The organism is Skermanella pratensis, from assembly GCF_008843145.1.
In the GTDB taxonomy this organism is placed as follows: domain Bacteria; phylum Pseudomonadota; class Alphaproteobacteria; order Azospirillales; family Azospirillaceae; genus Skermanella; species Skermanella pratensis.
On record NZ_CP030265.1, the window covers coordinates 3367597 to 3385935 of the forward strand.

Annotated in this window: 15 protein-coding genes; 9 read left to right on the forward strand and 6 right to left on the reverse strand. The window is 68.0% G+C overall.

What is annotated here, in order from left to right:
- Window positions 1-114 precede the first annotated feature (114 nt).
- The gene (locus DPR14_RS15325; RefSeq protein WP_192498963.1) at window positions 115-2073 is read left to right on the forward strand and encodes a cache domain-containing protein; all 1959 of its coding nucleotides are present in this window, start codon (window positions 115-117) and stop codon (window positions 2071-2073) included.
- A gap of 38 nt (window positions 2074-2111) precedes the next feature.
- Here the strand turns inward: DPR14_RS15325 and DPR14_RS15330 are convergent, their stop codons facing one another.
- From DPR14_RS15330 to DPR14_RS15340, 3 genes are all read right to left on the reverse strand, one after another.
- The gene (locus DPR14_RS15330; protein ID WP_158045922.1) at window positions 2112-3089 is read right to left on the reverse strand and encodes a zinc metalloprotease HtpX; all 978 of its coding nucleotides are present in this window, start codon (window positions 3087-3089) and stop codon (window positions 2112-2114) included.
- A 105-nt stretch (window positions 3090-3194) separates the two neighbouring features.
- Entirely contained in the window at window positions 3195-3932 is a 738-nt protein-coding gene (locus tag DPR14_RS15335) for a M48 family metallopeptidase (protein ID WP_246148196.1), read from the reverse strand.
- A gap of 324 nt (window positions 3933-4256) precedes the next feature.
- Window positions 4257-5936, reverse strand: coding sequence for a thiamine pyrophosphate-binding protein (locus DPR14_RS15340; RefSeq protein ID WP_158045924.1), 1680 nt, complete (start codon window positions 5934-5936; stop codon window positions 4257-4259).
- A gap of 204 nt (window positions 5937-6140) precedes the next feature.
- On the opposite strand from DPR14_RS15340, the gene DPR14_RS15345 reads away from it, so the two are divergent.
- Entirely contained in the window at window positions 6141-6371 is a 231-nt protein-coding gene (locus tag DPR14_RS15345) for an SAM domain-containing protein (RefSeq protein WP_158045925.1), read from the forward strand.
- Between the two features lie 24 nt (window positions 6372-6395).
- Here the strand turns inward: DPR14_RS15345 and DPR14_RS15350 are convergent, their stop codons facing one another.
- Entirely contained in the window at window positions 6396-6914 is a 519-nt protein-coding gene (locus DPR14_RS15350; protein ID WP_158045926.1) for an invasion associated locus B family protein, read from the reverse strand.
- Between the two features lie 135 nt (window positions 6915-7049).
- On the opposite strand from DPR14_RS15350, the gene DPR14_RS15355 reads away from it, so the two are divergent.
- From DPR14_RS15355 to DPR14_RS15370, 4 genes are all read left to right on the forward strand, one after another.
- Window positions 7050-8741, forward strand: a complete 1692-nt coding sequence (locus tag DPR14_RS15355) for a peptide ABC transporter substrate-binding protein (protein ID WP_246148198.1) — start codon at window positions 7050-7052, stop codon at window positions 8739-8741.
- A gap of 25 nt (window positions 8742-8766) precedes the next feature.
- Window positions 8767-9735, forward strand: a complete 969-nt coding sequence (locus tag DPR14_RS15360) for an ABC transporter permease (protein ID WP_158045927.1) — start codon at window positions 8767-8769, stop codon at window positions 9733-9735.
- Window positions 9732-10619: an ABC transporter permease gene (locus DPR14_RS15365; protein ID WP_158045928.1), complete on the forward strand. Its 888-nt coding sequence runs from the start codon at window positions 9732-9734 to the stop codon at window positions 10617-10619. Before DPR14_RS15360 ends, DPR14_RS15365 begins: the two co-directional genes overlap by 4 nt.
- A gap of 112 nt (window positions 10620-10731) precedes the next feature.
- Entirely contained in the window at window positions 10732-12708 is a 1977-nt protein-coding gene (locus tag DPR14_RS15370) for a BCCT family transporter (protein WP_158045929.1), read from the forward strand.
- Window positions 12709-12866: 158 nt separating this feature from the next.
- Here DPR14_RS15370 and queC read toward each other — a convergent pair whose 3' ends face one another.
- A complete protein-coding gene (gene queC, locus DPR14_RS15375) occupies window positions 12867-13574 on the reverse strand; it encodes a 7-cyano-7-deazaguanine synthase QueC (RefSeq protein ID WP_158045930.1) in 708 nt (235 codons plus the stop codon).
- Window positions 13575-13612: 38 nt separating this feature from the next.
- Window positions 13613-14245 carry a 7-carboxy-7-deazaguanine synthase gene (queE, locus tag DPR14_RS15380; RefSeq protein WP_158045931.1) on the reverse strand — a complete coding sequence of 211 codons (633 nt, stop codon included), beginning with the start codon at window positions 14243-14245 and terminating at the stop codon, window positions 13613-13615.
- Window positions 14246-14507: 262 nt separating this feature from the next.
- Between queE and iolG the strand changes: the two genes are divergently transcribed.
- Genes iolG through iolE form a run of 3 tightly spaced genes read left to right on the forward strand, consistent with a single transcriptional unit; the run spans window position 14508 to window position 18306 of the window.
- The gene (iolG, locus tag DPR14_RS15385; protein WP_158045932.1) at window positions 14508-15503 is read left to right on the forward strand and encodes an inositol 2-dehydrogenase; all 996 of its coding nucleotides are present in this window, start codon (window positions 14508-14510) and stop codon (window positions 15501-15503) included.
- 31 nt (window positions 15504-15534) lie between these two features.
- Window positions 15535-17382, forward strand: a complete 1848-nt coding sequence (gene iolD, locus DPR14_RS15390) for a 3D-(3,5/4)-trihydroxycyclohexane-1,2-dione acylhydrolase (decyclizing) (RefSeq protein ID WP_158045934.1) — start codon at window positions 15535-15537, stop codon at window positions 17380-17382.
- A 27-nt stretch (window positions 17383-17409) separates the two neighbouring features.
- Window positions 17410-18306, forward strand: a complete 897-nt coding sequence (gene iolE / locus DPR14_RS15395; protein WP_158045935.1) for a myo-inosose-2 dehydratase — start codon at window positions 17410-17412, stop codon at window positions 18304-18306.
- Window positions 18307-18339: the final 33 nt, after the last annotated feature.

Below are 18339 nucleotides of genomic sequence, written 5' to 3' on the forward strand. Positions count from 1 at the left end.
TTATTACAATAAATCCAGCGGCCTGTTCAGATTCAGCCAAGCCCGGCCTTGCATAGTTTCCCTGAACTAATGCATTTTATTTTTATTTGTTAAATGATGATCGAGGTCGGGGATATGGTCAGACATCTGCGCAGGCTGCCGCTCTCCGCCAAGGTGACCGGCATCGCGCTCCTTTGCATGATAGCGCTGACCGTCGTCATCGAAGTGGTCCTGCTCTCGGCGCTCCATGCCAGCCTTGGCAGCGACGCGGCGCGGCGGCAGCGGATCACGCTGGAGGTCGCTTTCGCCGAGGTTCGCGCCATCGGCACCGAGTACCAGTTGAAGGACGGGACGCTGACGGCCGGCGGCGTCACGCTGAACGGCAATCTCGACCTGGTGGACCGCGTGCAGCGGCTGGCCGGCGGCGTCGCCACCATCTTCGCCGGCGACACCCGCGTGGCGACCAACGTGCTGAAGGCGGACGGCACCCGGGCGACCGGCACGAAGCTGGCCCAGGGGCCGGTGTACGACAGCATCTTCCGCGACAAGAAGGATTACTTCGGCGAGGCCGACATTCTGGGGCGGGCCTATTTCACCGGGTACCGCCCGCTGCTGGACCGGAACGGCGCGGTCGCCGGAATCGTCTTCGTGGGCATCGCCAAGGACGACGTCTTCCACGCCTTCGACGAGACCATCACGACCGCCGCGCTCTATGTGCCGGTCGGCATGACGCTGTTCGGACTGGTGCTGTGGTTCTTCCTGAAGCGGACGATCCACCCGATCGTCAGGCTGGAGCGGGCCGCCATCGCCCTGGCCTCGGGCGACGACCAGGTGGAGATCGCCGCGACCGAACGGACCGACGAGATCGGCCGGCTGGCGCGCGCCCTGCTCAACCTCCGCGGCACCGTCGGGGACGCCTTCGCCCGCCGGCAGGTGATCGAACAGCTCGACCTGCCGGTGATGACCGCGTCGGGCACGGACTTCCTGATCGAGTACATGAACCCGGCCGCGGTCGAGGCGCTCCACAAGGTCGCGCACAACCTGACCATCCCGGTCGACGGATTGCAGGGACGCAGCATCGACGTGTTCCACCAGCGCGACCCGCAGAGAATCCGCGCGATCGTCTCCGACCCCGCCCGGCTGCCGCACCATGCCCGCATCCGGCTTGGCGACGACTGGATGGACTTGAACATCAGCGCGATGCGCAACGTCCGGGGCGAGTACAAGGGACCGCTGCTGACCTGGCGCCTGATCACCGACCAGGTCACCGCGGCCGCCGATTTCGAGAAGTCGGTCGGCGCCATCGCGACCGCCGTCCGGGACGCCACGGTGCATGTCGAGCAGTCGGCGCGCACCACGTCGGAGCAGGCCTACACGGCATCCTCGACCGCCGAGGCCGTGGCCGACGCGGCTGGTGCGGCGACGGCGTCGGTGACCTCCGTCTCGACGGCCATCGAGGAGCTGACCTCCAGCATCGACACCGTCCGCGGCGAGGCCAGCGCCACCACCGCCGCGATGGAGGCGGCCTCGCAGGAGGCGCGCCGGACCAACGACATCGTGGTCAGCCTGTCCCAAGCGGCGTCGGCGATCGGCACCGTCGTGGACCTGATCGCCAACATCGCGGCCCAGACCAACCTGCTGGCCCTGAACGCGACCATCGAGGCGGCGCGGGCGGGAGACGCGGGCAAGGGCTTCGCCGTGGTCGCCCACGAGGTCAAGTCGCTGGCGACCCAGACCGCCAAGGCGACCGACGACATCCGGCAGGAGATCGACCGGATCCAGGGCACGACCCGCGAGGCGGTGCACGCCATCGGCGCCATCGTCCAGACCATCCACGAGATGGGCACCCGCGCCAGTGCCACCGCCGCGGCCCTGGAGCAGCAGTCCGCCGTGGCCCTGTCGATCAGCCGGGACACCCAGCAGGCCGCCACCCAGACCATCGCGGTGAACACGGACATCCGCAGGATCTCCGAAGTCGCGACCCAGTCCGGGCAGGAACTGGCCGGCATGCTGACGGTGGTCCAGAGCCTGACGCAGAAATCCGACGAGCTTGCCGGCGCCATCGTCACCTTCGTCGAACGGCTCAAGCGCTGAGTGGCCGGAGCGCCGGAGCGGTCAGTCCCGGAGCCCGGTCAGTACCATAGTCCGGTCAGGCGGTGGCGCGGCTGGGCCGGGACGATGCGGAAGCGCCCGGCGACGGGCGCGTCGCCCTGCGCCAGGGCGTCGATCCCCGGAAGCGACGGCCGCCCGGAGAGCTGCTCGCGCAGGTCCACAAGCCGGCGGATCCGCTCCTCCGTCGGCGGATGGGAGCGCAGCAGCGACGGGCTCGGGTTGCGCCGGTTCGGCATCATCAGCGATTCCCACAGACCCCTGCCGTAGTGCTCCAGCTTCCTCAAGGCGCCCGCCAACGCCAGGGGATCGCCGGTCAGCAGGGCGCCGCCCAGGTCGGCGTCGTATTCCCGCGTGCGGGACAGCGCCAGTTGGAGCAAGGCTCCGATCGTCGGCGCCAGCACCAGCAGCAGGATCAGGCCCCACGGGATCGTGACGGCGCCGGCGATCAGCAGCGGCAGGTTGAAAAGCAGCAGGATCTGTCCGAACAGCGACATCATGCGGGTCAGCCGGCTGACCGTGTCGGCCAGCCCCATCAGCCACAGGTCGCCGTTGGCGATGTGGGTGATCTCGTGCCCCAGCACGCCGGCCAGCTCGCGGGCACTCAGCGAGCGCACGAGCCCGTCCGTCACCGCGACCACGGCATCGCCGCGGGTGCCCATCGCGAAGGCGTTCAGCGTCGGGCTCGGGATCCAGTAGAGCTGCGGCGGGCGCGGCAACTCCGCCCGTTCGGCCAGCTCGTTCAGGATCGCGGTGACCTTCGGCATGTCCCAGGCACGGACCGGGACGGCGCCGTACATGCCCAGGACCATCTGGGGCGACATGCGCGGCGCGAAGGCAAGGCTGACGCCGCCGAGCACCAGCGCCCACAAGCCGCCCTCCGGTCCCGCGACGATCCAGCCGCAGGCGACCAGCAGCCCGATCATGCCGGCGAGCAGCAGGACAGTGTGCAGGCGGTTGGCCGAGCGATGGCGGCGGGAATTCGGCAAGGGAGGCGGCATGCGGCGGATTTCCGTTCCGGAGCGGGACGCCAAGTCCTTGCGGACCCTGGCTCCCTCCAGACTTTGGATGACCGCCGGACCGGGTCAATAACCCGAACGACCCCCTCAACCCCGCCGGGGGTTATACAGGCTCATGGCCTCGGGCATCTTCGCTTCCAACGCCGCGATCCGCGAATCAGGCGCCGGGTGGGTGGACAGGAACTCGGGCGCGCGCTGGCCGGCCGCCTGCATGTTCTGCCACAGCTGGACGGATGCCCGCGGATCGTACCCGGCGCGCGCCATGTTGAGCAGGCCGATGCTGTCGGCCTCCAGCTCCTGGTTGCGCGAATAGGGCAGGATCAGGCCGTACTGGATGCCGGCACCCAGCAGCCCGGCAAGCTCGTTGGCGTAGCCGACGTTGCCGATCTGGAGCGCAGCGCCCAGAAGCTGCTGGCCCATGCTGGTGGCCTGCGCGGAACTCAGACGCTCGCGGGCGTGCTGGGCCTGGTTGTGGCCGATCTCGTGCCCGACCACGGCGGCGAGCTGATCGACGTTCTTCGCGATGGCGAACATGCCCTCGTAGACGCCGATCTTGTTGCCCGGCAGGGCGAAGGCGTTGGCCTCCTGGCCCTGGAAGACGACCATCTCCCACTGGCCCGGATTCTCCCCGACGGCGCCCAGGATGTTGGTGCCGACCTGCTGGAGCGCGCGCTGGTAAGTGGCGTTCCGTGAGACCGGCGTCTCCGACCGGATCTGCTGCCAGCTCTTCAGCCCGAGCTGCTGCACCTCCTCCGCCGAGACCAGGCCGAGGCCAAGGCCCGTCTGGCCGGCGCCGACGCAGCCGACCAGCGCCGTCCCGCTCACCCCACCAGCGCCACCATGAAGCCCCGCCGGCCCATGGAGCTGGATGATTCATGGTGATTTCCGGAGCCATGGCACACACACATGGACGCTTACCCCCTGCAATTCCTTGAACTTACCGGATAGGCTGATGGTCCGGCATCGTAATCCTGCATCAATGCTCCGGCCACGCTGTCTGCGTCGGCATGCGGCCGAGGCCGACCTACGGCGAACCGATCGAAACCTCTGTACCGGCCCACCAGTCCCGCTGAATTGCACAACGGCACGCCGAACGCCAGTGTTCCGGCGTTCCACGCCGGGACCCGGCGCCAGCGGGTCGCGCCGGCCCTACTTCTTCCCAAGCGCCTGCTGCCGAAGGGCGGACAGGGTCGTGCGGGTGCTGATCACCTCCGGGTCCATGCGCAGTTCGATCACCGCCGCCTTGCCCGATGCCACCGCCGCCTCGAACGCCGGGGCGAAATCCTCGGTCCGCTCGACCGCGGCGCCGAAGGCTCCGTAGCTTTGGGCGAGCGCCGCGAAGTCGGGGTTGGTCAGGGCGGTGGCGCTGACGCGGCCGGGATAGTTCTTCTCCTGGTGCATGCGGATGGTACCGAACATGCCGTTGTTGAATACCAGGATGATCGGGGCGGAGCCGGTGTGCATGGCGGTCGCCAGTTCCTGTCCCGTCATCATGAAGCCGCCGTCGCCGACATAGCTGACGACCATGCGCTCGGGATGGACCAGCTTGGCCGCGACCGCCGCCGGGACCGAATAGCCCATGGCGCCGCTGGTCGGGCCGAGCTGCCGGCCGGGACGGCGGTAGGTCAGGAAACGCTGCGCCCAGCCGGAAAAGTTGCCGGCGTCGATCGTGACGATGGAATCGGCGGGCAGCCGGTCGCGCAGCCAGACCGACACCGCGCCCAGGTCCAGCGCGCCGTCGTAGGGCGCCGGCTCCAGCCACTCCAGGAAGTCGCGCCGGCCGGCTTCGGTCCACGCCCGCCACCGGTCGGACCTGGCCGGTTCCAGGCGGGCCAGCGCCGCGGCGAACGCCGCCGAGCCCGACTGGATCGGCAGGTCGGGACGGAACACCCGGCCCAGCTCCTCGGCGGAGGCATGGACATGGACCAGGGTCTGGCGGGTCTCCGGCAGGTCGATCAGCTCGTAGCCCTGGGTCGTCATCTCGCCCAGCCGGGCGCCGATCACCAGCAGCAGGTCGGACTCCCTGACGCGGGCCAGCAGCTTCGGGTTCGGGCCTGTGCCTAAGTCGCCGATCCAGGACGGGCTGGTGTTGTCCAGCACGTCCTGGCGGCGGAACGAGGAACAGACCGGCAGGCAGGAGGCTTCGGCGAAGCGCTTCAGGTCGGCGCAGGCCCGGTCGGTCCAGCCGCTGCCCCCCACCAGGACCAGCGGCCGCTCGGCAGCCGCCAGCAGGTCGGCCACCCGCTCCAGGTCGGCAGGTCCCGGATGGGCCTGGACCTCCGTGTAGCGGCCGGTCGGCGGAACGGCGACGCGGTCGCGCAGCATGTCTTCCGGCAGGGCCAGGACGACGGGGCCGGGCCGTCCGGAGGTCGCGACATGGAAGGCGCGGCTGACGAATTCCGGGATGCGGGCGGCATCGTCGATCTGCGCCGCCCACTTGGCGACCGGCGAGAACATGCGGCGGTAGTCGATCTCCTGGAACGCCTCGCGCTCCGCCTGATCGCGCGCCACCTGGCCGACGAACAGGATCATCGGCGTGGAATCCTGCATGGCGGTATGGACGCCGATCGAGGCGTTGCAGGCGCCGGGGCCGCGGGTCACGAAGCAGATGCCCGGCCTGCCGGTCAGCTTGCCGGCCGCCTCGGCCATGTTGGCCGCCCCGCCCTCCTGCCGGCAGGTGACCAGATCGATGTCGGGAGCGTCGTGGAAGGCGTCGAGTACGTCCAGGTAGCTTTCGCCCGCGACGCAGAACGCCCGGTCGGTGCCGTGGACGCGTAGCGAATCGACAAGGATCTGCCCACCTGAACGGGGCTTCGGAGTGCTCGACATGACCTATCCTGGAAGTGACGGAACCGTTTGCGAAAGGCTGGGAGTTTCGAACCCTCCGCCCGGCTTGTCAACGCTGCCCGGGCGGGCCGCCCGGACGGAAAGCCATCGCTCCCATCAACCCTATTGCATTCCCGCGTATCCGGCGCTTATCTGCCCGCTGACTCGGCAACAGCCACACCTGCAGCCACCGGGGAGGGTTCCCGAATGGTCAAACTGACACGCGATCAGGTCATCCAGATCTGCGGCCGCCTGGACGACATGCGCATCGCCGGCATCATCGGCACCGGGGCGACGGCGGCCGAACTCACCGAGGCCCGGACGTGGCTCGCATCGGACGACTATCTCGGCGGCGATCTCGGCAAATCGGCGAATGGCCGCGTTGCGCGGCTGGTCGAACTGCTGCGCACCGACGAGGCCGAGTGGGACGACCGCTGACGGTCGGGCGCCATCGGTCGGAAGCTAGCCGGCCTTTCGCTGCTCCAGGGCCTTGAAGGCGTTGGTGAAGCCCCTGAACGAGATCTGCGCCGCGATCCGCTGGTCGGGCGGGATCCTGAAGGCCACGACGCCGCGCGTGCCGTTGCGGAACATGGTCAGTACCTGGTCCCGCAGGGTGGCCCGGACGACGCAGAAATTGGGATTGCACTCCTGGATCGGCATTTCCAGGGCCGGGCGGGCGTCGATCTGGAGCACCATGCCCGCTTCCTTGACCGCCTGGGGCGCCAGGTTGAATCCCAGCGACGGCGTATCGGCGCCGGGCCGGAAATAGACCGCCACGCTCAGCAATCCCAGGTTGGTATCGCTCGACACCACGTTCTGGGTGATGATGCATTTCGGCAAGCCTTCCGGCGCACGGTCGGCGCATTGCAGCTTCCAGTCATCGAACCGCTTCTCCTCGGCGGCATCGGCCGGGACGGCGGCGGCGAAGGCCGCCAGGGCGAGCAGGGCGGCGCCGAAACGGGACCGGATCTTCGGAACCATGCAAATCCTCCTTGAAACGCCTACGGATCAGCGGCACCGGCGATGCCTGCCGGCACGATCGGCGCTGGACCCGCGGCTGGACAGAACCCATAGTTCGAGTGACGTGGTGCACGCAACGTTTAAGGTGAGCGGCCGGTGGCGATTAATCGGACTTTGTTGGGATGCGCGGGCGCCGCGCTCGCCCTCTCCCTGGGTCTCGGGTGTTTCGGTTCGGGATCGGCGGCGCTCGCCGCGAAGGACGAGCTGGTGATCGGCGCCGTGCAGTTCCCCGGCACGTTCCATCCCAGCATCGACGCCATGGCGACCAAAAGCTACATCCTGGGCGCCGCACGCCGGCCCTTCACCACCTTCGACCAGGACTGGAAGCTGATCTGCCTGCTCTGCACCGAGCTGCCCAGCCTGGAAAAGGGAACGGCGGTCGAGGTGACCCGGCCGGACGGCACGCGGGCGATCGATGCCACCTTCACCATCCAGCCGGGCGCCACCTGGGGCGACGGCAAGCCGCTGACCACCCGCGACGTGCTGTTTACCTGGGAGGTCGGGCGCCATCCCCTGAGCGGCGTCACCAACGCGCAGCTCTTCTCGAAGGACATCGTCGGCATCACCGCCGTGGACGAGAAGACCTTCACCGTCCACTGGGACAAGTACCGGTGCAGCTACGACTCGATCAACGACCTGCTGGTGCTGCCTGAACACCTGGAACGCCCGGTGTTCGAGGCCGATCCCGCCCAGTACCGCAACCGCACCCTGTACGACACGGACCGCACCAATCCCGGCCTCTATTTCGGCCCCTACCGGATCAGCCGGGTCGAATCGGGCGCCTACGTGGTGCTGGAGCCGAACCCGACCTGGTGGGGCGACAAGCCGGGCTTCAGGCGGATCGTGGTCCGCACCATCGAGAACACCTCGGCGATGGAGGCCAACCTGCTGTCCGGCGAAGTCGACTACGTTGCCGGCGAAGTCGGGCTGTCGATCGAGCAGGCGCTCGCCTTCGAGAAGCGCCACGGCCAGCGGTTCAGGGTCGTCTACCAGCCGGGCCTGTTCTACGAGCATATCGACCTGAAGCTCGACAACGAGATCCTGTCAGACGTGAGGGTCCGCCGCGCGCTGCTGACCGCGATCGACCGCGACGCGATCTCCCGCCAATTGTTCGGCGGCAAGCAGCCGGTTGCCCATACCGGGGTCAATCCGCTCGACCGCTACTACAGCGAGGACTTCACCCGCTACCCGTTCGACCCGGCCGCGGCCGTGAAGCTGCTTGAGGAAGCCGGCTGGAAGGAACTGCGCGGCGGCATCCGGCACGACTCCGCCGGCCGGCGGCTCAGCCTGGAGTTCCAGTCCACCGCCGGCAACCGGACGCGCGAACTGGTCCAGCAGGTGCTCCAGGAGCAGTGGCGCAAGGTCGGCGTCGAGGTCAGGATCAACAACCAGCCGGCCCGCGTGCTGTTCGGCGAGACCCTGCGCGAGCGCCGGTTCCCGGCCATGGCGTTGTTCGCCTGGCTGAGCGCGCCGGAGAACATCCCGCGCACGATCCTGCACTCGACCATGATCCCGACGCCGGAGAACGGCTTTTCCGGCCAGAACTATGTCGGGTTCCGCGACGCCGAGACCGACCGGATCATCGACGACCTGGAGGTGACCTGCGGCGAGAACGAGGCGCGGCCCCTGTGGACCCGGCTCCAGCAGATCTACGCGGAGCAACTGCCGGCCCTGCCGCTCTATTTCCGGTCGGACAGCTATATCATGCCACCCTGGCTGGACGGCGTGCGCCCGACCGGCCACCAGTACCCATCGACCCTGTGGATCGAGCAGTGGCGCTCGAACTGACGCCGCCGGGGATGGGCCGCCGCTGATGTTGCGCTTCGTGGCTTTCCGGCTGCTGGAGGCGCTCGTCGTCCTGCTGATCATGTCGTTCCTGATCTATGGTTTGATCGGGCTGATGCCGGGCGACCCGGTCGACCTGATGATCAACGCCGACCCGAACCTGACGGCGGCGGATGCCGCGCGCCTGCGGGAGCTGTACGGCCTGGACCAGCCGATCTGGCAGCGTTACCTGAACTGGCTGGCCGCGGCGCTCCAGGGGGACCTGGGATATTCGCGGCTGTTCTCCCGGCCGGTGCCCGAAGTGCTGGCGCCGCGCCTGATGAACACGCTGCTGCTGCTGGGCATCTCGTTCGTGCTGTCCCTGGCGGTCGCCATCCCGCTGGGGGTATTCGCCGCCCGGCGGCCCCACGGCGCCGCGGACACGGCGATCAACCTGGCCTGCTTCGCGGGGATCTCGGTGCCGCCGTTCTGGCTGGCGCTGCTGTTCATCATCCTGTTCGCGGTCGTGCTGGGGGTGCTGCCGGCCGGCGGCATGGCCCCGGTCGGCGGAACCGGTGGGCTATGGGAGCGCCTGCCCTATCTGGTGATGCCGGTCGCCACCCTGACGCTGGTCAGCGTCGGCGGCTACACCCGCTTCGTCCGCGCCGCCGTGATCGAGCAGCTTCGGCAGGACTATATCCGCACCGCCCGCGCCAAGGGCGTGCCGGAGCGGTCCGTGGTCTGGCGCCATGCCCTGCGGAACGCCATGATCCCGGTCGTCACCATCGTGGCGCTGGGGTTCGGGACCCTGTTTTCCGGCGCGCTGGTGACGGAGACGATGTTCGCGTATCTGGGCATGGGCAAGCTGATCTACGATTCCATCCTGGGGAACGACTACAACATCGCCCTGGTCGGCCTGCTGCTCGCCACGCTGATGACATTGGCCGGCAATCTCCTGGCCGATCTGGGTTATGCCGCGCTCGACCCCCGCATCACCTTCACCGAGACGCGCACGTGACGGCGTGGCGGCGCTTCCTGCGGTTTCCGGCGGCGGTGTCGAGCCTGGTGCTCCTGGTGCTCCTGGCGGGCGCCTCCCTGGCGGCGCCGCTGGTCGAGGCGGCGCTCGGCGTCGATGCCAACGCGGTCAGCCTGTTCGACCGCTTCGCCCCGCCCTCCCCGCGGAACTGGCTGGGCACGGACGAGCTGGGGCGCGACGTGCTGGTCAGGCTGCTGTATGGTGGCCGGGTGTCGCTGTTCGTCGGACTTGCCGCCGCGGTGGCGTCCGCCGTGGTCGGGACGGTGGTCGGGCTGCTCGCCGGCTTCTTCGGGGGAAGGATCGACGGTTTCCTGATGCGGGTGACCGACGGGGTGATCGCCTTGCCGCTGCTGCCCCTGCTGATCGTGCTGGCCGCCGTGGACCTGGGCAAGCTGGGCGTCCCGGCAGGGCTGGCGCAATCCGATCAGGTCAGCCTCTACCGGATCATCGTGATCGTGTCCCTGGCCGGCTGGACGACGGTCGCGCGGCTCGTCCGCGGCGCGGCGCTGAGCGTCCGGCAGCGCGAGTACGTCCGGGCCGCCATCGCGCTGGGGGCCGGAAACCTGCGGCTGATGCTGGTCCATGTCCTGCCCAACGTCGCTTCGCCCATCGTGGTCGCCACGACGCTGTCGGTCGGCAACATCATCCTGCTGGAATCGGTGCTGAGCTTTCTCGGCCTGGGCATCCAGCCGCCGCTGCCGAGCTGGGGCAACATGCTGACCAACGCGCAGGAGCTGATCTGGTCCGCGCCGATGCTGGCGATTTATCCGGGGCTGCTGATCTTCGTGACCGTGATCGCCTTCAATTTCGTCGGCGACGGGCTGCAGGACGCGCTGGACCCGCGGGCGGACGCCTCCCGGCGTTAAGATATTCTCGCCCCCGAACGCCTTTAGATTGACACTTTTCCGGCTTGGCAAACGTTGAGAAGCCTGAAGCTTCGGCGACAGTCGAGCCAGAGGGAAAAGGAGCGCGTCTGATATGGGGCAGAAGACGATCAATCCCCCTGTCTTCTGGGGAGCGAGCCTCATTATTGTGGCCCTGCTCGCAGTCGGCATCATCTATCCGAACGAATCTGAGGAAATGTTCGCTTCCGTCCAATCCTCGATCATCGAAGGATTCGGTTGGCTTTATATATTATCCGTCGCGGCCTTCGTCTTCATCTGCGTATTCCTGGCCTTGGGCCGGTCAGGCAACCTGAAGCTCGGACCCGACGACTCCGAGCCGGATTTCAGCTATCCGTCCTGGATCGCCATGCTGTTCGCGGCGGGCATGGGCATCGGGCTGATGTTCTTCGCCGTGGCGGAGCCGATCCAGCACTATGCCACGCCGCCCGAAGCCGAACCGCTGACGATAGAGGCGGCGCGCGAGGCGATGGTGATCACCTTCGTCCACTGGGGCGTCCATGCCTGGGCGATCTACGCCATCGTCGGGCTGTCGCTGGCCTATTTCAGCTTCCGCTACAATCTGCCGCTGACGATCCGCTCCGGCCTCTACCCACTGTTCAAGAACCGGATCAACGGGCCGATCGGCGACGCGGTGGACATCTTCGCGATCTGCGGGACTCTGTTCGGCATCGCGACGTCGCTGGGTTTCGGCGTGCTCCAGATAAATGCCGGTCTGAACTATCTGCTGGACTGGCCGGTCGGGCTGTCGGTCCAGATCCCGCTGATCGCCGTGATCACCGCCCTGGCGACGGTGTCGGTCGTGACGGGGCTGGACGTCGGCATCCGCCGGCTGTCGGAGCTGAACCTGATCTGCGCCATCCTGCTGATGGTGTTCGTGCTGGCGGTCGGTCCGACGACCTTCCTGCTGAAGGCCTTCGTCCAGAACATCGGCACGTATCTGGACCATTTCTTCATCAGGACCTTCACCCTTTACGCCTACGAGCCGAAGGGCTGGCTGAGTTCCTGGACGCTGTTCTACTGGGCCTGGTGGATCGCCTGGTCGCCCTTCGTAGGCATGTTCATCGCCCGGATCTCGCGCGGGCGGACGGTGCGCCAGTTCATCGGCGGCGTGCTGTTCATCCCGACGGGCTTCTCGTTCCTGTGGATGACGGTGTTCGGCAATACCGCCATCTCGCTCGACATGGGCGTGGCGGCCGGGGCGATCACCCAGGCCGTCTCGGCGGACGTGTCGGTGGCGCTGTTCCAGTTCTTCACCTACCTGCCGCTGCCGTCCGTTACCTCCACCCTGGCGGTGCTGCTGGTGGCGATCTTCTTCGTCACCTCGTCGGACAGCGGATCCATGGTGATCGACACCATCGCGGCCGGCGGCGCCGAGAACACGCCGTTGTGGCAGCGGGTCTATTGGTGCGCCCTGGAGGGCATCGCGGCGGCATTGCTGCTGCTCGCCGGCGGACTGACGGCGCTCCAGACCATGACGCTGATCAGCGCCCTGCCCTTCACCTTCATCATGATCATGCTCGCCGCCGGCCTCATCCGGGGAATGCAGGCGGACCTCGCCCGCGGCAATACGGCCCCCGCCGCCGTGCCGGCGGCCGAGCTGTCGTGGCGCCAGCGGCTGGAACTGAGCCTGCATACGCCCCATCGCGACGACGTCGCCCGGTTCCTGACCGGGACCGTATCGCCGGCGCTGGAGATGGTCGCCCAGGAGATGCGGGGACGCGGCCTGTCCGTGATGGTCGGCGCCTACGGCGAGGACGGCATCGCGCTGACCGTCCCGGCGATAGAGGTCAGGAGCTTCGTCTATGGCGTACGGCCCATACGCCAGCTCCTGCCGGCCTATACGGCGGCGCAGGCGGCCTCGACCGAGGAGCGGCGTCCGCACAGCTGGGCGGCGCGGACCTTCTTCTCGGACGGAAGCCGGGGGTACGACGTGATGGGCTTCACCCGCGACCAGATCATCAGCGATGTGGTTGGGCAGTACGAACGCTACCAGGCGCTGACCCAATCGAAGGCGACCGCGCTCTACATCACGTCGCCCGATCCGGCATAGGGAGGCCGAAGATCGGGTAGAGCGAAGCGGCACCCGACACCCGCTCTCCCTCTTTGTCGGCTGCCGCTTCGCTTTGGCCGACCTACGGACCTACGGAAATTGACTCTGGTTTCACGGTAGGGCGGGGACCGCCACGGCGAAGAAGGCGGCGTCCGCGATCATCCCCGGAGGGAGGCTTGGTAGCGGCTCCATCCCGCGGAGCGCAGCTCGCAGGCCGGGCAGGTGCCGCAGCCATAACCCCAATCGTGCCGGGTGGCACGGTCGCCCAGGTAGCAGGTGTGGGTGTCCTCGACGGTCAGGTCCACCAGCGCCCGGCCGCCGAGACGGTCGGCCATCTCCCATGTGGCCGCCTTGTCGATCCACATCAGGGGCGTGTGGACGACGAACCGTTGGTCCATGCCGAGGTTCAGTGTGACCTGGAGCGACTTGAGCGTGTCGTCGCGGCAGTCCGGGTAGCCGGAGTAATCCGTCTCGCACATGCCGCCGACGAGGTGCCTGATGCCGCGGCGGTAGGCCACCGCAGACGCGAAGGTGAAGAACAGCAGGTTGCGGCCGGGGACGAAGGTGCTGGGCAGGCAGTTCTCCTGGTAGCGGATTTCCGCCTCGCCGGTCAGCGCGGTGTCGCTGACGGCGCCCAGGACGGACAGGTCCAGCATGTGGTCGTCGCCCAGGCGGGCGCTCCAGTCCGGCATCCGGGCGGCGAGCTTGTCGCGGAAGCGGATCCTGCACTCGAGCTCGACCCGGTGGCGCTGGCCGTAGTCGAACCCGATGGTTTCCACATGGGCGAAGCGGTCCAGGGCCCAGGCGAGACAGGTCGCGGAATCCTGCCCGCCGGAGAACAGTACCAGCGCCTTTTCTTCCGTCATGCTTCCCCCGGATATGTCTGAGATGGTGGGCGTGGCGCTCACGGGATGCCGATCAGCTTATGGGTCTGGAGGCTGAGGCGCCAGCGCGGATGGTCCCGGCAATAGGCGACCGCAAGGGCGGTGTTGGCGACGCGGTCGGCGCCGTCCATCGGCTGGAGCCAGAAGTGGCGGAACGGCAGGTCTTCCAATTCGGCGGGATCGAACCGGGGCTGGGGGAAGACCAGCTTCAGTTCGTGGCCCCATCGGAGCACCCAGTCGGCGCCGGCCTTGGGGCTGACGCAGATCCAGTCGACGCCGGGCGGCGGTTCCAGGGTGCCGTTGGTCTCGATCGCGATCTCGAACCCCTCGGCATGGACGGCCTCGATCAGCGCGCCGTCGAGCTGGAGCAGCGGTTCGCCGCCGGTGAAGACGACGTAGCGGTGCGGCGCCCCGGGTCCCCAGGTGCGCGCGATGGCACCGGCCAACTCGGCGGCGCTGCCGAAGCGCCCGCCACCCTCGCCGTCGGTGCCGACGAAGTCCGTGTCGCAGAACCGGCAGGTCGCGGTCTCCCGGTCTCGCTCGCGCCCGGACCACAGATTGCAGCCGGCGAAGCGGCAGAACACGGCGGCCCGGCCGGCATGGGCTCCCTCGCCCTGCAACGTCTTGAACAGTTCCTTGACGGCGTAAGCCATCTCACCTTTCCCATCTATCCCGAGACAGGGTTCTGCCCTGCGGAAAGCGGCAAGTCCAGGACGGCGGAGCCCGGACCGGGCACAGCCTTGCCATGTGCCTGAAGCGGGGCGAGGATATGGGCATTGTTCCGGTGCGTGATGATCGGCGGGCCCACCTTTCTCGGAGTGGACGCCGGTATCCGGGACAGCGTAAAGGGCATGGACATCGCCGCCGCCGACCCGCGCCGCCGCGGAAGAAAGAATAGTTGGACAGGGAGAAGACATGGTCAGTTTCGCAGTGCTCGGCTGCGGCCGCATCGGTCGGATGCATGCCCGCAACATCCACTCCCATCCGCGCGCCGAACTGGTCGGCGTCTACGACGTGGCGGCAGAGGCCGCCGAAGGAGTTTCCGCGGAACTGGGCGCCCGGGTGCTGGGGTCCGTGGACCAGGCGCTGAACGATCCCGCGATCGACGCAGTCTTCATCGCGTCCACGACCGACACCCACGTGGACCTGATCACCCGATCCGCGAAGGCCGGCAAGGCGGTGCTGTGCGAGAAGCCAATCGACCTGGACATCTCTCGGGTCGAAGCCTGCTGGCAGGAGATCGGCAAGCTGGACCCGCTGGTCATGATCGGCTTCAACCGCCGGTTCGACCCCTCCTTCAAGGCGCTGCGCGACCGCATCCAGGCGGGCGAACTGGGCAAGGTGGAACAGGTCGTCATCACCAGCCGCGACCCCGCCCCGCCGCCGGTCCAGTATATCAGGGGATCGGGCGGGCTGTTCCGGGACATGACGATCCACGATTTCGACATGGCCCGCTACCTGGTCGGCGACATCGTCGAACTCCAGGCGATGGGCGCCGCCCTGGTCGATCCCATGATCGCCGAAGAGGGCGACATCGACAGCGCGATGATCGTCCTGCGGGCCGCGTCCGGCGCGCTGGTCCACATCAACAACAGCCGGCGTTGCGCCTATGGCTATGACCAGCGGATCGAGGCCTTCGGCGGGAAGGGCATGCTTCAGGCCCACAACCGCCGGCCGACCACGGTGGAAGCCTGGGGAGCCGGGGGGACGCAGGCCCGCGACCCCGTGCTGAACTTCTTCATCGAGCGTTATTTCGAAGCCTACATGGCGGAGATCGACCATTTCATCGATTGCGTCGAGACGGGAACGAAACCGCTGGCCGGGTTCGCCGAAGGCCGGGAGGCGCTTCGCCTCGCCGACGCCGGGCTGGAGTCGCTGCGCACGGGCGGGGTCGTCCGCCTGGACAGGTAAGACGAAAACAAGAAACGCTGGAGGAAGAACCATGGAAGAAACGATCAGGCTGACCGCCGCCCAGGCGGTGGTGCGATACCTGGCGGCCCAGCGGTCTAGGGTGGACGGGGCGGAAGTGCCGCTGTTCGCCGGCTGCTGGGGGATCTTCGGGCACGGCAACGTGGCCGGGCTGGGCGAGGCGCTGTACCATGCCCGCGAGACGCTGCCGACGTTCCGCGCCCACAACGAGCAGGGCATGGCCCTGGCGGCGGTCGCCTTCGCCAAGGCAAGCAACCGGCGCCGCATGATGGCCTGCACCACCTCGATCGGGCCGGGAGCGTCCAACATGGTGACCGCCGCCGGCGTGGCGCACGTCAACCGGCTGCCGGTGCTGTTCCTGCCCGGCGACGTCTTCGCCAGTCGCCGCCCCGACCCGGTCCTTCAGCAGATCGAGGACTTCAACGACGCCACGGTCAGCGTCAACGACTGTTTCCGCCCTGTTTCTCGCTGGTGGGACCGGATCACCCGTCCGGAACAGCTCCTGACCTCCCTGCCCCGCGCCATCCAGGTGCTGACCGATCCGGTCGACTGCGGGCCGGCCACGATCTGCATGGCGCAGGATGTCCAGGCCGAGGCGTACGACTTCCCCGAAAGCTTCTTCCGGCCGCAGATCCACCGGATAAGGCGTCCGGCCCCGGACGCGGAGGAGTTCGCCCGGGCGCTCGACCTGCTCGCCAGGGCGGAGCGGCCGCTGGTCGTCGCGGGCGGCGGCGTGCTCTATTCGGAGGCGAGCCGGGTCCTTCAGGACTTCGCGGCCACGCACGGCATTCCGGTCGCCGAGACCCAGGCGGGCAAGAGCGCCATGCCGTGGGACCACCCCCAGGCGGTCGGCTCGATCGGCGTCACCGGCAGTTCGGCGTCCAACGCGCTGGCGCGGGAGGCCGACGTGATCCTGGCGGTCGGCACCCGGCTACAGGACTTCACGACCGGGTCGCGGGCGCTGGTGCCCGGCGATGCCACCCTGATCCAGCTCAACATCCAGGCGTTCGACGCGGGCAAGCACCGGGCGGTGCCGCTGGTCGGCGACGCCAGGCGGACGCTGGAGGACCTGACGGCGGCGCTGGGTTCCTACAAGGTCTCCGAGGCCTGGCGGGAACGGACCGCGGCGCTGGTCAAGGAATGGAACGGCGCCGTGGATCAGGCGGTGTCGCCGACCAACGCCCCGCTGCCGACCGACGCCCAGGTGATCGGCGCCGTCAACCGGGCGGCCGAGGCCCGCGACGTCGTGGTCTGCGCCGCCGGCGGCCTTCCGGGCGAGCTTCACAAGCTTTGGCGGGCGGGTTCGCCCAACGGCTACCACATGGAATACGGCTTCTCCTGCATGGGCTACGAGATCGCCGGCGGTCTGGGCGTCAAGATGGCCCGGCCGGACCGCGAGGTCTTCGTCATGGTCGGCGACGGCAGCTACATGATGATGAACTCCGAGCTTCAGACCTCGGTCATGCTGGGCCGCAAGCTGATCGTCACCGTGCTGGACAACCGGGGCTTCGGCTGCATCGACCGGCTTCAGCGGGCCTGCGGCGGCGAAAGCTTCAACAACCTGGTCGAGACCGTCGACCATCGGGCGGACGAAAGCTGGATCGACTTCGCCGGCCACGCCCGCAGCCTTGGCGCCACCTCCGAGAAGGTCGCAAGCATCGCCGAGCTTGAACAGGCCCTTCGGCGGGCCCGCCAGTCCGACCGGACCTATGTGGTGGTGATCGACACCGACCCGATGCCGACCACCGAGGCCGGCGGCGCCTGGTGGGACGTGGCGGTGCCGGAAGTATCGGAGCGCGCGCAGGTCGAGGAGGCCTTCGCCGCCTATGTCGATGCCCGCCGGGAACAGGCCCAGGGCTGAACGATCACACGGAACGATGAGGCTGCGATGACGGTCAAGCTGGGAACCAACCCGATCGCCTGGAGCAACGACGACCTGCCCGAACTGGGCGGCGACACTCCCCTGGAAACCTGCCTGCGGGAAACCCGCGAGGCCGGCTTCACCGGGACCGAGATGGGCAACAAGTTTCCCAGGCAGCCCGAGGCGCTGAAGTCCAAGCTGGCGGAGTACGGGCTCGAGTTCGTCTCCGGCTGGTACGGGGCCGAACTGCGCAAGCGAACCGTGGAGGATGAGATCGCGGCCATGCAGCCCCATCTCGACCTGCTGGCGGCCTGCGGCTGCAAGGTCATGGTCTTCGCCGAGACATCGGACACGGTCCAGGGCCGGCGCGACGTACCGGTTTCCGAGCGGCCGGTGATGACCGAGGCGGAATGGCCGGTATTCCTCGACCGGATAACCAAGCTGTCCGAGTACATGGCCGGCAAGGGCGTCCAGCTCGCCTTCCACCACCATATGGGCACTGTGATCGAGAAGGCCCGCGAAGTGGACCGGCTGCTTTCCGGCACGCCCGACACCGTGGGGCTGCTGTTCGACACCGGCCATTTCACCTTCGCCGGCGACGATCCGGCCGAGGTCGCGCGGAAATGGGCGAAGCGCATCAACCATGTCCACGCCAAGGATGTCCGGCCGGACGTGCTGAAGCAGGCCAGGGACGGACGCTGGAGCTTCCTCGACTCAGTGATCAACGGCGTCTATACGGTTCCCGGCGATGGCATGGTCGATTTCGAGGCGGCACTCCGCCCCGTCGCCGAGGCGGGCTACGGCGGCTGGATCATCTGCGAAGCGGAGCAGGACCCCGCTAAGGCCCATCCCCTGACCTATGCCCGCAAAGGCCATGCCCATCTGCGGGCGATCGCGGAGAAGCTCGGTCTCGCCGTTCAATGACAATACGCCACAGTCCAAGAAAAGGAGAACAGG

Coding starts and splice junctions, on each gene's coding strand:
- DPR14_RS15325 (WP_192498963.1), top strand. CDS start 115: ATGGTCAGACATCTGCGCAGGCTGCCGCTCTCCGCCAAGGTGACCGGC.
- DPR14_RS15330 (WP_158045922.1), bottom strand. CDS start 3,089: ATGCCGCCTCCCTTGCCGAATTCCCGCCGCCATCGCTCGGCCAACCGC.
- DPR14_RS15340 (WP_158045924.1), bottom strand. CDS start 5,936: ATGTCGAGCACTCCGAAGCCCCGTTCAGGTGGGCAGATCCTTGTCGAT.
- DPR14_RS15345 (WP_158045925.1), top strand. CDS start 6,141: ATGGTCAAACTGACACGCGATCAGGTCATCCAGATCTGCGGCCGCCTG.
- DPR14_RS15350 (WP_158045926.1), bottom strand. CDS start 6,914: ATGGTTCCGAAGATCCGGTCCCGTTTCGGCGCCGCCCTGCTCGCCCTG.
- DPR14_RS15360 (WP_158045927.1), top strand. CDS start 8,767: ATGTTGCGCTTCGTGGCTTTCCGGCTGCTGGAGGCGCTCGTCGTCCTG.
- DPR14_RS15370 (WP_158045929.1), top strand. CDS start 10,732: ATGGGGCAGAAGACGATCAATCCCCCTGTCTTCTGGGGAGCGAGCCTC.
- queC (WP_158045930.1), bottom strand. CDS start 13,574: ATGACGGAAGAAAAGGCGCTGGTACTGTTCTCCGGCGGGCAGGATTCC.
- queE (WP_158045931.1), bottom strand. CDS start 14,245: ATGGCTTACGCCGTCAAGGAACTGTTCAAGACGTTGCAGGGCGAGGGA.
- iolG (WP_158045932.1), top strand. CDS start 14,508: ATGGTCAGTTTCGCAGTGCTCGGCTGCGGCCGCATCGGTCGGATGCAT.
- iolD (WP_158045934.1), top strand. CDS start 15,535: ATGGAAGAAACGATCAGGCTGACCGCCGCCCAGGCGGTGGTGCGATAC.
- iolE (WP_158045935.1), top strand. CDS start 17,410: ATGACGGTCAAGCTGGGAACCAACCCGATCGCCTGGAGCAACGACGAC.